Genomic DNA, 13,907 nt, shown 5'->3' on the forward strand with positions numbered 1-13,907 from the left:
CGAGACGGCCAAGGCCAACGGCCTGGAGCCCTTCGCCTACCTGAAGGTTTTATTTGAAAGACTCCCCCTGGCGACTTGCCGGGAAGACTACCAAGCCCTCCTGCCAACCCCGGATTTTAACCTCTCCAACGATTGATTCTTATCCCTGCCGGGTACTTCTTTGGACGCTTACTTTGTTTTCCAACAGAGGGATTCCTCCCTCGAAGAAAGGCGATTTTTTCTGCCATATCGCTTGCAACATCATATAAACTCATAGTGCTGCTGTCTTTAAACCATAAGCCGCCCGTAATTACTCCGTATGAGTTTCCCGAAACGGAAGCGATCTCTTCACAAGAGGCTGGGCATTCCCTTATATGCCTCAGGCTCCCTATTAAATCTGATAAAAAACAATCTACCTTTCTTGGGACTCGTGCCCCCGAAGCAAACCCATGCAATGGAAGATATACATCCCTGCCAATTTCCATAATTGATTGTTGTATCCCAGGACACAGTTTTTCAACGGTTTTAGGTACTACGATTCTTGTGTCCTGCGGACATTGAGAGGATAAAATCCACAAAATGGTTTTTTCAATAACGTTTGATGAAGGCTGCTCTGAATAAAGACGAAAATGGACACAGTTCCTTTCTTCGTTAAAAAGCACTATTCGCCATATCGGTTGACGCGGTTTGCTTTTTTGAAATTTTACTTCTCCTGACTTTAGCTGATAGTAGTGGGGAGATGATCCGACAAGCAACTTAAGAAATCCGTTTGAATGTCTATCGCCAGCGTTTGCTTCCAACTCCATGTTCAATCTCCTCAACACCGTCCAAAATGTTTCATGAAAAGAGCATCAATTTTTTTTTCATCCATAATTTGAAAAATCCTTGATTTTGCATGGTTAGAAGTGGGGTAGGTGTCTTTGCCAGAAATCCTATCTTCGCACTTAAGGGAAATAACCGAAATTTCATATTTATCACCAACAGAAATTATTTCGATTTTGTACTTTCCCTTGCGGATATATTCAATGTTGCCATCGCTTTTCCATCGCGGCGATTTACAAAAATTTTTCCTTCTTCTCGTAAAAGAAGACCCCTTCTTATTTCCTGTGAGTCTGTCGCAGCAATCCGTTCCAACTCCAATTGGAGCCCATTTTTGGTGGTGCAAATAATATACATGGCGAATTTGTGTCTCGCAGAACTCACAAGATCCAGACAAGTCACCTAAGTCCTCATATCCCATGAAACCCCAACCATGTACTGGAAGGGTTATATCATGTTCAGCAGCGTGACATCGCTTACAAAGCGTCTCACACGCCTCATGGGGATATTCCCACGGGAGACGATGACTTTCATAATATGTATGATGAACTTGGAGTATAACCCGATCACTTTGTTGCTTTCCACAGCGTACACATTGCCCATCATCCAGATCAATAATATGGTCTCTAAACTTTATCCATTCAGGATGCTTATAAAGATTCCCCATTTTTGAACTCCCAGTTCACTTTTTGATGTAAATAAAGTGGTATTATTTTCTTAAAATGAAGTCAATATCAAATCCATTATTCCGGAAAGTTTGCTTAAAATAATTAGCATAAAATTCAATAATTTATATTTAATAGAACATATTCATCTGGCTCCTCTGCTTGATTCCTGCTCATAATTTTGATATTTTTTTGCCTGTTTTCATATCTTTAGATATTGTAATTTATATGGAGGAGGCATTCTTGATAATCTCTGAACCCACTCGATATGGTGCCGGGATGTATCTCTATGGAGACTATTGGGATCTTCACAGTCTTCATAAATTGATCCATCGTTTGGCAGACGGATATCCCATCGAAGGAGAACTGGTGGATTTCTTGCTAAGTCTGGCCTATGAAATACGGCATGCATACCAAGGAGATCGCTTAGAGGAGAGCTTCGGATTCGACGAGTTAGATCAAGTCAATTACAGGGGGGTGCCTTTACTATGGCCCGTACTTATACCGCAAATAGGTTTGTTACGATGGGCGGCCGCGTATCATCCAACCTCGAAAAAAGATCAAGCGACCCTGCTGATTCTTGAACATTGTGTTGAGGACTCCTTAATAGAATATGACAAGTCAATAGGTGACTGTGTTTATGATCTACGAACCATGTTTGATTGGCTCAATAAAGACTATTACGTGCAGTTCGTATACAAATGTGCTTATAGTTATCTATTTGACAGCAAAGGCGGCAAAGCTCGTTTTAAAAGGTTGCCTCTCGTTTTGCGAATGATGCATCCTTCGTCGAACGAGTACAGAATTTTTGCTGAGCACCTTGAAAGCCGGGCAACAGAACTTGGGACAAGTCCGCATAGTCTTCAAGATTGGTCTACTTGGCCAGATTTTAGATGGTAAAATAGGAGGCTGATAAGTGAGACGCAACTTTCTAAAGTTGCCGCCTTGGCTGTCCTGTTCATGGCATGTTAAGGGAAATAGTTCGGATAGGAGGAGAGATGTCTTTTAATATGCAATTATGGGAAGTTCGCAATGGCAAGTTGGTTGACCTAAGGAGTTCCGCACTTGACAAAGAGGAGCGGCTGGAAAACTGGATTGCTAAAGACGCCTCAGTTCTGGGCCTTGAATTGCTGATCATTGGCCGACAAGTGACAACCGCTTATCGCGGCAAAATCGACCTCTTGGCTATTAACCGGCAGGGGGACATGGTTGTCATTGAGCTTAAAAAGCACAAGACCCCAAGGGACATTGTTTCTCAGGTCTTGGATTATGCCACCTGGGTAAAGGACTTAGGCTACAAAGAAATAAGCGCCATCGCATCCATTTATCTGGGCAAAAGCCTGTCCTCCGCTTTTACTGATCATTTCAACGAAAGCCTGCCTGAAACCCTCAATAACAATCACAGCATGATCATTGCCGCCGCTGAACTGGATGACGCATCTGAACGCATTGTCCAGTATTTAGCCGATGAACACGGCTTGAACATCAATGTCATCTTTTTCAACTACTTCCAAAACAACGGGCAGGAAATCGTCGGCCGGGCATGGTTGATGGACCCAGAAGAGGTCAACGAGCGTTCCGAATCTCGTAAGAAAGCCCCTTGGTCGGGTTATTGGTTTGTCAATGTTGGAGACGGTGAAAGACGCTCCTGGGAAGATAACATTCAATACGGCTATGTGGGCGCAGGCCACGGCAAGTGGTTTTCCGACGGTCTGAAAAGGCTGCAACCCGGCAATAAGATTTTTGCTTATATCAAAGGCGAGGGCTATGTTGGTTTTGGCGAGGTTACCCAGCAGGCAGTCATGATTGACCAGTTCATGACGAAAGACTCTGAGGGAGTAGAAAAGCCTTTATCGGAAGTTCAGTTGAATGCGCCGCGGGCAACGGATAATCTGGGGAATCCGGAATTGGCTGAATGGGCTGTTCGCGTAGTTTGGCACAAGACGTTTGCCAAGGAGGAGGCTAAGACATTTAAAGGCGTGTTCGCCAATCAGAACATTGCATGCAAGCTGAGACACCCGGAAACTGTAGATTTTTTGGTCAAGGAATTTGATGTTTTAGAGCAGTGAAAAATACCAGCGGGGGGGGGAGGGGGGCATATTTCTCATCCCTGAACTAACTTTCCTACACACCCAAATACCATCCGCCAATTAATGTCGGCTCTGATCCTTCATCAAGTATGGCATGCTCGTTCGACGCCGGGCGCTCCTGCCATTCAGCAAGATTGGATCGCCTTTATTCAGTATAGGCTGTCGAAAATTTGACCATATAGTCAATGGACAATAGCGGCCTTGTGTTTTTGTAGGGTTTGGGGAAAAAACGTGTCGAGTTTTGCGTCGACCTATGGGGGGGATGGGGGATCTAATTCAAACTGTTCTGCCCCAAAAAGAAAAAAGGAGCTTCCTTCGGAAGCCCCTTTGTTTCTTTTTGTTTTTTGGTCGGGGCGAGAGGATTTGAACCTCCGACCCCTTGAACCCCATTCAAGTGCGCTACCAGGCTGCGCTACGCCCCGACGAAAAACGCTTTATACTCCTGCGACCGCTCTGTGTCAAGCGATCTTATCGCCTTTTTTCGGCGATTATCAAAAAAAAGAAATTAGCCGTTCTTTTTCTCGAATTCCTTCATGAAATCCACCAGGGCTTCAACGCCTTCCTGGCTCGTGGGATTGTAGATGGACGCGCGGCATCCGCCCACGGAGCGGTGGCCTTTGAGTCCGCCCAGGCCGTTTTCCAGGGCTTGGGCCACAAAGGCTTTTTCCAGGTCTTCGCTGGGAAGGCGGAAGGTCACGTTCATCATGGAGCGGGAGTCCTTGTCCGCGGTTCCGGAGTAGAAGTCGCTGGAGTCGAAAATCGAATAGAGGGTGTCCGCTTTTTTGCGGTTCCTGGCTTCCATTTTCTCCAGGCCGCCGATGGTTTCCTCGATCCACTTGACCACCAGGCCCACCGTGTAGATGGCGAAGCAGGGAGGGGTGTTGTACATGGAGTTTTTCCCTGCAAAGGTGGTGTATTTGAACATGGAGGGGAGGCTTTCGGGAACCCTTTCCAGCATGTCCTTGCGGATGATGACCACGCATACGCCTGCGGGGCCCAGGTTCTTTTGGGCGCCGGCGTAGATGAGGCCGAACTTGGAGGCGTCCATGGGCCTGCTCATGATGTCCGAGGACATGTCCGCGATCAGGGGGACGTTTCCGGCGTCCGGAAAGTCCGTGTAAGCCGTTCCCTTAATAGTATTGTTGGAGGTGATGTGCACGTAGGCGGCATTGGGATCCAACGGAATGTCTTTGGGAATGTAGCAGAAGTTCCGATCTTCGGAGGAAGCGGCCACGTTGACGGTCTTGCCCATGGCCTGGGCTTCCTTGATGGCCTTGGTGGACCATGTGCCGGTGTTCACGTAGTCGGCGGACTGGCCTTCGGGCAGCAGGTTCATGGGAACCAGCGCAAACTGGGTGCTGGCGCCGCCCTGAAGGAACAGAACCTGGAAGTCGTCGCCCAGGCCCATAAGGCGGTTTATTCTTTCCACGGTTTCGTTGATCACGTCGTCGAACCATTTGGAACGATGGCTGACTTCCATGATGGACATGCCCGAGCCTTTGAAGTCCAAGAGCTCGGCCTGGATTTCTTCAAGCACCGGCAGCGGAAGGGCGGCCGGTCCTGCATTGAAATTGTGAATTCTGTTTTTCATGGTAATTGTTTTCCTTATGGTTATGCGCCGCTTTTTTCCCCGGCTTTAAGTAGTCCGTTTGGATACATGTTCCGATTGGGGGTGTCAAGTGTAAAATTGGTGTGAGGAGCGTCGCTTTGGTCTTGACATTGCCGAATATCCTATTAGTATAACAAACTTTTCCCGATAGGGCTTAAAAGGCCCCCTGGGCGGAAACTCACGCTATTTTAATAATGGAGACAAAAATGAAAGTACTTGTAAGCGACAAACTCGGAGAAGCTGGCATCCAGCTCTTTGAGGAAGCCCAAGGGATCGAGGTGGACGTCAACACCGGCCTCGAACCCGCTGAGCTCAAAAAGATCATCGGCGATTACGACGCGCTAGTCATCCGCAGCGCCACCAAAGTGACCGAAGAGCTTTTGGAAGCCGCCCCCAATTTGAAGGTGGTGGGCCGCGCCGGCATCGGTCTGGACAATGTGGACATTCCCGCAGCCACCAAAAGGGGCGTGGTCGTTATGAACACCCCGGGCGGCAACGTCGTCACCACCGCCGAGCACGCCATATCCATGATGCTCTCCCTCACCCGGAACATCCCCCGGGGAACCGCATCCCTCAAAGCCGGCAAATGGGACAAAAAACTGCTCCAGGGCAAGGAAATCTTCAACAAGACCCTGGGCGTCATCGGTTTCGGCAACATCGGCTCCATCGCGGCCGACAGAGCCAGGGGACTCCGCATGAACGTGATCGTGGCCGACCCCCACGTCACCCCCGAGCGCATTGAAAAGGCCGGTTTCGAGGCCGTCAGCCTGGACGAACTGTACGAGCGCTCCGACTACATCACGGTGCACGTGCCCAAAATGAAGGAAACCATCGGCCTTTTGAACAAGGACGCTTTCGCCAAGATGAAAAAAGGCGTGATGGTCATCAACTGCGCCCGCGGCGGCATCGTGGACGAAGCGGACCTGTACGACGCCATCAAGGAGGGCAAAGTCGCCGGCGCCGCTCTGGACGTGTTCGCCACAGAGCCTCCCGGAATGATTCCCCTGTTTGAACTGGACAACGTGATCTGCACCCCCCATCTGGGCGCCTCCACTGCGGAAGCCCAGACCAACGTGGCCGTGGCCGTGGCCGAACAAATCATCGCCTATCTCCAGACCGGCACGGTCATCAACGCAGTGAACGCACCGTCCGTCACCGGCGACCTTCTTGAGAAGCTCAAACCCCTCCTGACCCTGGGCGACCGCATGGGATGCCTTCAGGCCCAGCTGGCCCAAGGCCCGGTCAAGTCCGTCAGCATCGAGTACTATGGGGATTTCCGCGGCCTGGACCTGTCTCCGGTCACCACGGCCATCCTGAAGGGCTTCCTCACCCCGGCGCTGAAGGACGACGTGAACTTTGTCAACGCCGGCATGCTGGCCCAGGAAAGAGGCGTGAGCGTTACCGAAACCACCCAGGCCGACTCCAAGGACTTCAACAATCTGATCAAGGTCATCGCCAAGTCCGACGCCGCCACTCACACCGTGTCCGGCACCATCTACGGCAAGGCCGAGCCCAAGATCGTCCGCATCGACAGCTTTAGGGTGGAAATGGTGCCCGAGGGCCACGTGCTTCTGATCCACAACGTTGACAAGCCCGGCGCCATCGGCAGCGTGGGCAGCATGTTGGGCGAAGCCTCCGTGAACATCGCCCGTATGCAGGTCGGCCAGGAAGAGGACGGCAACAGAAACTTCATCGTCATGGAAACCGACACGGAAACTCCCGACGATGTGGTGGCCAGATTGCGGGAGCTGCCGCTGGTAAAATCCGTAATTACGGTGGAACTCTAAAACTTATAAACCACAGGAGTGTGCTTCATGACGGAAGACAAGGGGTTTGAGGTTCATGACAGACGCGCTTTTGCGTCCCAGGAACCCGAAAAGGAAGAGGCCGTCCAAAAGGATGCTGACGCCGCTCCCGGCCAAGCCGAAGAGAAGCAGTCTGCTTCGCAAGAGAGCCAGGCCAAGAAGGAATACAACACGGCGGGGACCGGCGCAAGCCAGGCTCTGCCGCAGGTGAACTTCCCCACCTTCATCATTTCCCTCAGTTCTTCGGTGCTGGTTTATCTGGGGGAAATGGAGGACCCGGCGACCGGGGAGACCGTGGTCAACCTGCCCGTGGCGAAACAGACCATAGACATCCTGGGAATGCTGGAAGAAAAGACTAAGGGGAACCTGTCGGAGGACGAAAGCCGGCTGCTGCAGAATATTCTGTACGACCTGCGCATGCGCTACGTGGCTTTGGCCAAGAAATAGGCCGCCATCGTGCCCCACAGGCTTGAAATAGCATCCCCGGCAAAGGTCAACCTGACCCTGCGGATATGCGGCAGGCGGGACGACGGATTCCATGAGATCGAGTCTCTCATGGCGCCCATCAGCCTGAGCGACCGCGTGATCCTGGAAGCCGGGGGAAGCGGAATCCGCATCCGGTGCGATGCGCCGGGGATCCCGGAGGACGAAGCCAACCTGGCCTGGAGGGCCGCGGACCTGTTTTTCAAGGAAAGCGGCTCCGGGCCGGGTCTTTCGATCACCCTGGAGAAAAACATCCCGGCGGGCGCCGGCCTGGGGGGCGGCAGCGGAAACGCAGCCAGCGTCCTGAACGGCCTGAATACGCTTTTAGGGAGGCCGTTCTCCCTGGAAAAGCTGGCGGATATGGGCGCCCGGATAGGGTCCGACGTGCCGTTTTTTGTGTACGGCAAGCCCGCCTGGATAACCAGCGTGGGCGAAGCTATTGATTTGGTGAGAGGTCTTTATCCACACCATCTTGTGGTTGTGTTTCCCGGGATCGAGGCATCCACGGCCAAGGTATACAAAAAGTGTAATTTGGCGTTGACAAGGTGCAAAAAAATTCATAGGGTGCCTGACTTGACGGGGGACCCGGCTTATGTGGAAGGTCTGCTTTGCAATGACCTGGAAAGGCCGGCCCTGGAAGAGTATCCGGGAATAGGAAAAGCCAAGGATGCGCTTTCGCAAACCCAGGCGTTGGGAGTGCTCATGTCCGGGAGCGGAAGTTCGGTGTTCGGGCTGTTCCGGCAAGAAGCCGAAGCCGTGGAAACGCGGCGGACTCTGGAGTCCAAACATCCCGGATGGCGGGTTTTTTCCTGCCGGCTGCTCGTCTGATTCTCGCTGTCCGAACGGAAAGACCTCCGTTTCGGGCGGCGGTTAAAAAAAATTTGGTTATAGCTTGCAGGGGCGTCGTCAAGCGGTAAGACACATGGTTTTGGTCCATGCATTCGGGGGTTCGAATCCTCCCGCCCCTGCCATTTCATTGAATTGCACGTTGCAGTGTTGAGCGTGTTACGCGGGGAGCCTGCACCAAGCCGGAACCTTGACGGCGCTAAGGCCGATCTTTGGGGCGCACGGCATGCTTAGAATCCTCAGCGCGCCACAGGCCTTGTTATCGGGAAGATGACAGGGCCGTGTTTGTGGTCAAGGGGCCTAATCGGCCAAGAAAGGCCGGAAAAAAAGGACGACATGAACGACCTCCAGATCTTTACCGGTAATGCTAATCCCGGGGTGGCCCGGAAAATATGCGGATATCTTGAAAAGCCTCTCGGCGACGCCGTGGTGAAGACCTTTTCAGACGGCGAAATTCAGATAGAAATCCGGGAGAATGTGCGGAGTAAGGACGTTTTCGTCGTGCAGTCCACCTGTTGCCCGGTCAACGACTCCCTGATGGAACTGCTGCTCATGATCGACGCCTTTAAAAGGGCTTCGGCCAAGCGCATCACCGCGGTCATGCCTTACTACGGGTACGCCAGGCAGGACAAAAAGGTGGCGCCGCGGGCGCCCATCAGCGCCAAGCTGGTGGCCGACTGCCTCACCGCCGCCGGCGCCAACCGGATTATCACCATGGATCTCCACGCCGGTCAGATCCAGGGATTTTTCGGCATCCCCGTGGACAACCTGTTCGCCGCGCCCGTGCTCCTCAAGGACATGAGAAAAACCTATAACCATGAAATCGTGATAGTAAGCCCCGACGCCGGCGGCGTGGAAAGGGCCCGCGCTTTTGCAAAGCGCATGGGCGCCGACCTTGCCATTGTGGACAAAAGAAGGCCCGCACCGAATCAGGTGGAGGCCATGAACGTCATCGGCAACGTTGAGGGTAAAATAGCAATATTGTTGGACGATATGGTGGATACTGCCGGCACCCTGACGCAGGCGGCTTTGGCCCTGGCCGAAAAAGGCGCCAAGGAGGTGCACGCATACGCCTCCCACGCCGTACTCTCGGGTCCCGCTGTGGAACGGGTCAAAGGTTCTGCGTTAAAGAGCCTGGTCGTCACCGACACGGTTCCCCTGAGCGAAGAAGCCAGCAAAGTGGACAAGATTCGGGTTCTCTCCATCGCAGACGTGGTGGGCGAGGCCATTATCAGAAGCCACACGGGCGACTCGGTCAGCCACCTTTTCGTATAATACTTTAATCGGAGGTAGTATCCTTGAAAACTCATGAACTAAAAGCCAGCCCCAGAACCACCAGGGGCAACGGTCCCGCCAGGGCTCTCAGAAGGGAAGGCTTCATTCCCGCTGTCCTTTACGGACCTGACTCCGAACCCATCACCCTCAGCGTGTCCCACAAGGATCTGTCGGACATCCTGCAAGGCGTTGGTTCCAGTCAGGTCATGTTCAATCTTAATATAGAAGGCGCGGACGCCCCTCGCAAGGCCATGATTAAGGAATTGCAGACCAACGTGGTGAGCCAGCGTTATCTCCATGCCGATTTCTACGAAATCAGCATGGACCGCAAAATCCACGTCATGGTTCCCGTGGTGGTGGATGGCAAGAGCAAGGGCGTGGAAGAAGGCGGCCTTTTGCAGGTTATTCGCCGCGAACTGGAAGTCATCTGCCTGCCCGGCGACATTCCCGAGGAGTTCGTCATCGACGTGACCGAGCTGGGAATCGGCGAAGCCGTCCACTTGTCGGATGTGCCCAAGGGCGACTCCGTGGAATTTCCGGAAAGCGCGGACTTCACCGTAGTGACGGTGGTTGCGCCTACCGCCTCGGCCCTGCCTGAAGAAGGCGAGGAAGGCGAGGAAGGCGAAGAAGGCGAAGAAGGCGGAGAGGCCGAAGGCGCCGAGGCTGCTTCCGAGGAATAGAAGCAGGGCTGAACGTGCATGCCTTTTTTTTCGATTTTTAAACGTGAAATTTTTCGCAAACTTACCGGAAAGGCGAAAGATCGCGAAAACGCCGCGTTTCAGGCCCTGCACCAACCCCAATCATGGCTGGTGGCGGGACTGGGAAATCCGGGAGAAAAATATTCGCAAACCCGTCACAACATCGGGTTCATGGTAGCGGACCTTCTGGGGGAAAAGTGGCGGTTGCGGTTTGAAGCTCACGGCGCCAGCCTTTTGGGCGCCGGCCTGATCGGCGAAACGCCGGCGGGCCTGATCAAACCGCAGGCTTACATGAATTTGAGCGGCCCTCCCATTTGGGAGATCGCTGGTAAGTTCGGAATAGACAGGGAACGGGTTCTGGTTATACACGATGATTTGGACCTTCCCTTTGGAAAGATTAAAATCAAAAAGAAAGGAGGACACGGCGGACACAAAGGGATTCAATCGCTGATCCAATCTTTTGGGGACGGGGATTTTCCCCGGCTCCGCGTAGGAATTGGGCGCCCCCCTGCCGGACAGACCATTGTGGATCATGTTCTGGGCAGGTTCGACGCCGAAGAAGATTTGGTCCTCGGTAAAGTGGTGACGCTTGCCGGAGACGCAGTGGAAACGGTTCTTCGAGAGGGAATCTCGAAGGGAATGAATTCATTCAATAACCAACAAATTACGGCCTGAGAAACACCAAGTCCCGCAGCGCCTCGTCGTGTCCGGGCATATGCTGTTTGACGCAGGTGATTCCCATGGCAGGAAAACGAGGGAGGAAGTAATGGCATTTTTGGACGTTTTTATGGCAAACATACCCCTTTACTGCACCTTTGTAGGTATCTTAGGGGTGGTTTTTGCGGCTCTGATCGCAATCATGGTAAAGAATGCTCCGGCTGGCGATGAGAAAATGAACAAGATCGCCGACGCCGTCAAGGAAGGCGCCATCGCCTACCTGAACCGTCAGCTCAAAAGCATGGGCGCGGTGGGCGTTGTTATTTTCATCGTTATCTTCGTAACCTTGGGCTCCAAGGCCGCTTTCGGCTTCTTGGTCGGCGCCGCCGCTTCCTTCTTGGCCGGCTACGTCGGCATGCGCGTGTCCGTTATTGCTAACGTGCGCGTTGCTGAAGCCGCTAAAAAAGGCTTGGCCGCCGGCCTCAGCCTGGCTTTCAAAGGCGGTTCCGTGACCGGTATGATGGTCGCCTCTCTGGCTCTGACCGCTGTCGCCGGTTACTACACCATCCTGATGCAGTCCGGCGGCGAACATGCCGCTCGCGAAGCTGTCACCGCTCTGGTTGCTCTGGGCTTTGGCGGATCCTTGATCTCCATCTTTGCGCGTCTGGGCGGCGGTATCTTCACCAAGGGCGCTGACGTGGGCGCTGACCTGGTTGGTAAAGTGGAAGCCGGCATCCCCGAAGACGATCCGCGCAACCCCGCCGTCATCGCTGACAACGTCGGCGACAATGTCGGCGACTGCGCCGGTATGGCTGCTGACCTGTTCGAGACCTACGGCGTAACCGCTGTGGCCGCCATGCTGCTTGGCCACCTGCTGTACCCCAATTTTGAACTGGCCACCACCCTGCCTCTGGTTCTGGGCGCCATCTCCATCGTGGCTTCAGCTATCGCCGTTTTCTTCGTGCGCTTGGGCTCCAACAGCGAGTACATCATGGGCGCTCTGTACAAAGGCATGTTCGGCGCTGCTATCCTGGCCGGCATCGCTTTCTACTTTGTGATCAACAAAGTGTGGGTGGGCAACGAAATTCCCGCAATGAGCATTTTCTACTCCACCCTGGTCGGTCTGGTGCTGACGGTTCTCATCGTTATCATCACCGAATTCTACACGGGCATCTACACCCCCGTTAAGACTGTCGCCCAGGCTTCCGTAACGGGCCACGGCACCAACATCATCGCTGGTCTCGGCGTTTCCATGCAGGCTACTGCTGCTCCTGTTATCGCCATCTGCATCGGCATCTTCGTGGCCAACCACTATGCCGGCCTGTACGGCATTGCCATGGCCGCCATGTCCATGCTGTCCATGACCGGTATGGTCATCGCCGTTGACGCTTACGGCCCCATCACTGACAACGCCGGCGGAATCGCTGAAATGGCTGAAATGGACGAATCCGTCCGCGCCGTCACCGACCCCCTGGATGCTGTCGGCAACACCACCAAGGCCGTCACCAAGGGTTACGCCATCGGCTCCGCCGGTCTGGCCGCTCTTGTTCTGTTCGCTTCTTACGTGTTTGAATTCCAAATTCAGGGCGGCAAAGGCGCTTCCGCCATCTCCTTTGACCTGTCTCAGGTTGAAGTTGTTATCGGCCTGTTCCTCGGCGGCCTGCTGCCTTACCTGTTCGCTTCCATGGCCATGATGGCTGTTGGTCGCGCAGGCGGCGCGGTTGTTGAAGAAGTTCGTCGTCAGTTCCGTGAAATCCCCGGAATCATGGAAGGAACCGCCAAACCCGATTACGCTGCTTGCGTTGACATCGTCACCTCCTTCGCTCTGAAAGAGATGATGATTCCCGCTCTGCTGCCCGTGTTGGCTCCTGTTGCTGTTGGTCTGCTCCTGGGCAAAGTTGCTCTGGGCGGCCTGCTCATCGGCTCCATCATCACCGGTCTGTTCGTGGCTATCTCCATGACCACCGGCGGCGCTGCTTGGGACAATGCCAAGAAATACATCGAAGACGGCCACCTGGGCGGCAAGGGCTCCGACGCTCATAAAGCCGCCGTCACCGGCGACACCGTAGGCGACCCCTACAAAGACACCGCCGGCCCGGCTGTTAACCCCATGATCAAGATCCTGAACGTTGTTGCTCTGCTCATGGTGCCTTTCCTGATGTAATCGCACCCGCAGATCATACGTGATCTTAGCAGTACCTCGGGGCTGGCGCCTGGCGCGCCGGCCCCGATTCTTTTCGCCCCGCCGAATTGTTTATTTCTGATATTTTCCGGCTGTTGCATCAATCCATTTTTTGTGATATATATATTATGTTAGGCCGGTGTGACAACTGGCGCCCGCGTTTTCGGGCGGGGTGAGCGGGCTTCGGATTCCCTGGAATGGGGATTGGGAGCCTCTTGTATTTTAATGCGAACAGTAAAACTTAGGTGAATATAATGAGCGAAAATCTGCAGGTAAATTCAAACCAGGACGCCTCGGAGGAATATACCTTTTCCGTCAATGACCTGGCCGTTTACCCTGCGCACGGGGTGGGTCGCATTGAGGCTGTCGAGACCCGCACCATTGGCGGAGAAAAACAAAGTTTTTATATAATGCGGATCCTGGAAAATGACATGGTCATCATGATTCCCACCCAAAACGTGGAATCCGTGGGCTTGCGGGAAGTCATCCGCAAAGGCGATGTGTCCCAGGTTTACGCCATTTTAGGCGAAAAGGAAATTCCCCCCGACAATCAAACATGGAATCGCCGCTACAGGGATTATATGGAAAAAATCAAGACCGGCAGCCTTTTTGAGGTGGCCGGCGTGTTCCGGGACCTTTACCTGCTCAAGGTCACCAAAGACCTTTCCTTTGGAGAACGCAAATTGCTGGATACGGCGCAGACGCTTTTGCTCAAAGAACTTTCCATCGCAAAAAGCTGCACTGAGGAAGTGATTATGTCGGAAATTGAATCCCTGCTCGAGTCCTAACGTCCGGCAGG

The 13,907-nt window shown here is 53.3% G+C and carries 14 protein-coding genes and 2 tRNA genes; 12 read left to right on the forward strand and 4 right to left on the reverse strand.

The genetic code is table 11. From position 1 onward, the window contains the following. On the forward strand, positions 1-136 hold a 136-nt coding region (locus BUE18_RS19965; protein ID WP_139264820.1), incomplete at its 5' end, for a transposase domain-containing protein. On the opposite strand, the gene BUE18_RS27620 is transcribed toward BUE18_RS19965, so the two are convergent. Both BUE18_RS27620 and BUE18_RS27625 read right to left on the reverse strand, forming a co-directional pair. Beyond that, the gene (locus BUE18_RS27620; RefSeq protein ID WP_139264821.1) at positions 117-785 is read right to left on the reverse strand and encodes a hypothetical protein; all 669 of its coding nucleotides are present in this window, start codon (positions 783-785) and stop codon (positions 117-119) included. The two genes, BUE18_RS19965 and BUE18_RS27620, sit on opposite strands and share 20 nt — an antisense overlap. Before the next feature lie 11 nt (positions 786-796). Further along, positions 797-1,465 (reverse strand): HNH endonuclease, encoded by a 669-nt coding sequence (locus BUE18_RS27625; RefSeq protein WP_139264822.1) that lies wholly within the window; start codon positions 1,463-1,465, stop codon positions 797-799. A gap of 241 nt (positions 1,466-1,706) precedes the next feature. Between BUE18_RS27625 and BUE18_RS19975 the strand changes: the two genes are divergently transcribed. Together BUE18_RS19975 and BUE18_RS19980 are read left to right on the forward strand one after the other, a co-directional pair. Continuing rightward, positions 1,707-2,363 (forward strand): DUF6904 family protein, encoded by a 657-nt coding sequence (locus BUE18_RS19975; RefSeq protein ID WP_073477950.1) that lies wholly within the window; start codon positions 1,707-1,709, stop codon positions 2,361-2,363. Between the two features lie 98 nt (positions 2,364-2,461). Then, positions 2,462-3,532 carry a PDDEXK family nuclease gene (locus BUE18_RS19980; RefSeq protein ID WP_073477951.1) on the forward strand — a complete coding sequence of 357 codons (1,071 nt, stop codon included), beginning with the start codon at positions 2,462-2,464 and terminating at the stop codon, positions 3,530-3,532. A gap of 366 nt (positions 3,533-3,898) precedes the next feature. On the opposite strand, the gene BUE18_RS19985 is transcribed toward BUE18_RS19980, so the two are convergent. Together BUE18_RS19985 and serC are read right to left on the reverse strand one after the other, a co-directional pair. Further along, positions 3,899-3,975 (reverse strand) — tRNA-Pro (locus BUE18_RS19985). Between the two features lie 83 nt (positions 3,976-4,058). Then, complete coding sequence (gene serC, locus BUE18_RS19990) at positions 4,059-5,144, reverse strand: 3-phosphoserine/phosphohydroxythreonine transaminase (RefSeq protein ID WP_073477952.1); 1,086 nt, start codon at positions 5,142-5,144, stop codon at positions 4,059-4,061. 224 nt (positions 5,145-5,368) lie between these two features. Here serC and serA point away from each other — a divergent pair, with 224 nt between their 5' ends. The 9 genes from serA to BUE18_RS20035 all read left to right on the forward strand — a co-directional run bounded on the left by serA (position 5,369) and on the right by BUE18_RS20035 (position 13,896). Next, positions 5,369-6,949, forward strand: a complete 1,581-nt coding sequence (gene serA, locus BUE18_RS19995) for a phosphoglycerate dehydrogenase (protein WP_073477953.1) — start codon at positions 5,369-5,371, stop codon at positions 6,947-6,949. A 27-nt stretch (positions 6,950-6,976) separates the two neighbouring features. Then, positions 6,977-7,414 carry a DUF1844 domain-containing protein gene (locus BUE18_RS20000; protein WP_073477954.1) on the forward strand — a complete coding sequence of 146 codons (438 nt, stop codon included), beginning with the start codon at positions 6,977-6,979 and terminating at the stop codon, positions 7,412-7,414. Positions 7,415-7,423: 9 nt separating this feature from the next. Further along, positions 7,424-8,278 carry a 4-(cytidine 5'-diphospho)-2-C-methyl-D-erythritol kinase gene (gene ispE, locus BUE18_RS20005; protein WP_073477955.1) on the forward strand — a complete coding sequence of 285 codons (855 nt, stop codon included), beginning with the start codon at positions 7,424-7,426 and terminating at the stop codon, positions 8,276-8,278. A gap of 68 nt (positions 8,279-8,346) precedes the next feature. Next, a tRNA-Gln gene (locus tag BUE18_RS20010) sits at positions 8,347-8,421 on the forward strand. Positions 8,422-8,632: 211 nt separating this feature from the next. Further along, the gene (locus tag BUE18_RS20015; RefSeq protein WP_073478007.1) at positions 8,633-9,571 is read left to right on the forward strand and encodes a ribose-phosphate pyrophosphokinase; all 939 of its coding nucleotides are present in this window, start codon (positions 8,633-8,635) and stop codon (positions 9,569-9,571) included. A gap of 23 nt (positions 9,572-9,594) precedes the next feature. Next, positions 9,595-10,251 carry a 50S ribosomal protein L25 gene (locus tag BUE18_RS20020; RefSeq protein WP_073477956.1) on the forward strand — a complete coding sequence of 219 codons (657 nt, stop codon included), beginning with the start codon at positions 9,595-9,597 and terminating at the stop codon, positions 10,249-10,251. An 18-nt stretch (positions 10,252-10,269) separates the two neighbouring features. Further along, positions 10,270-10,944, forward strand: a complete 675-nt coding sequence (pth, locus tag BUE18_RS20025; RefSeq protein WP_083611173.1) for an aminoacyl-tRNA hydrolase — start codon at positions 10,270-10,272, stop codon at positions 10,942-10,944. Positions 10,945-11,035: 91 nt separating this feature from the next. Further along, entirely contained in the window at positions 11,036-13,090 is a 2,055-nt protein-coding gene (locus BUE18_RS20030) for a sodium-translocating pyrophosphatase (protein WP_073477957.1), read from the forward strand. Between the two features lie 272 nt (positions 13,091-13,362). Next, complete coding sequence (locus tag BUE18_RS20035) at positions 13,363-13,896, forward strand: CarD family transcriptional regulator (RefSeq protein ID WP_015948118.1); 534 nt, start codon at positions 13,363-13,365, stop codon at positions 13,894-13,896. Positions 13,897-13,907: the final 11 nt, after the last annotated feature.

The sequence above is a fragment of the Desulfatibacillum alkenivorans DSM 16219 genome (assembly GCF_900142135.1).
GTDB classification, from domain to species: Bacteria; Desulfobacterota; Desulfobacteria; order Desulfobacterales; family Desulfatibacillaceae; genus Desulfatibacillum; species Desulfatibacillum alkenivorans.

Bases quoted from the DNA above. Each gene is read 5' to 3' on its own strand.
- pth (WP_083611173.1), top strand. From the start codon at position 10,270: ATGCCTTTTTTTTCGATTTTTAAACGTGAAATTTTTCGCAAACTTACC.
- BUE18_RS27625 (WP_139264822.1), bottom strand. From the start codon at position 1,465: ATGGGGAATCTTTATAAGCATCCTGAATGGATAAAGTTTAGAGACCAT.
- BUE18_RS20000 (WP_073477954.1), top strand. From the start codon at position 6,977: ATGACGGAAGACAAGGGGTTTGAGGTTCATGACAGACGCGCTTTTGCG.
- serC (WP_073477952.1), bottom strand. From the start codon at position 5,144: ATGAAAAACAGAATTCACAATTTCAATGCAGGACCGGCCGCCCTTCCG.
- BUE18_RS20015 (WP_073478007.1), top strand. From the start codon at position 8,633: ATGAACGACCTCCAGATCTTTACCGGTAATGCTAATCCCGGGGTGGCC.
- serA (WP_073477953.1), top strand. From the start codon at position 5,369: ATGAAAGTACTTGTAAGCGACAAACTCGGAGAAGCTGGCATCCAGCTC.
- BUE18_RS20030 (WP_073477957.1), top strand. From the start codon at position 11,036: ATGGCATTTTTGGACGTTTTTATGGCAAACATACCCCTTTACTGCACC.
- BUE18_RS20035 (WP_015948118.1), top strand. From the start codon at position 13,363: ATGAGCGAAAATCTGCAGGTAAATTCAAACCAGGACGCCTCGGAGGAA.
- BUE18_RS27620 (WP_139264821.1), bottom strand. From the start codon at position 785: ATGGAGTTGGAAGCAAACGCTGGCGATAGACATTCAAACGGATTTCTT.
- BUE18_RS19980 (WP_073477951.1), top strand. From the start codon at position 2,462: ATGTCTTTTAATATGCAATTATGGGAAGTTCGCAATGGCAAGTTGGTT.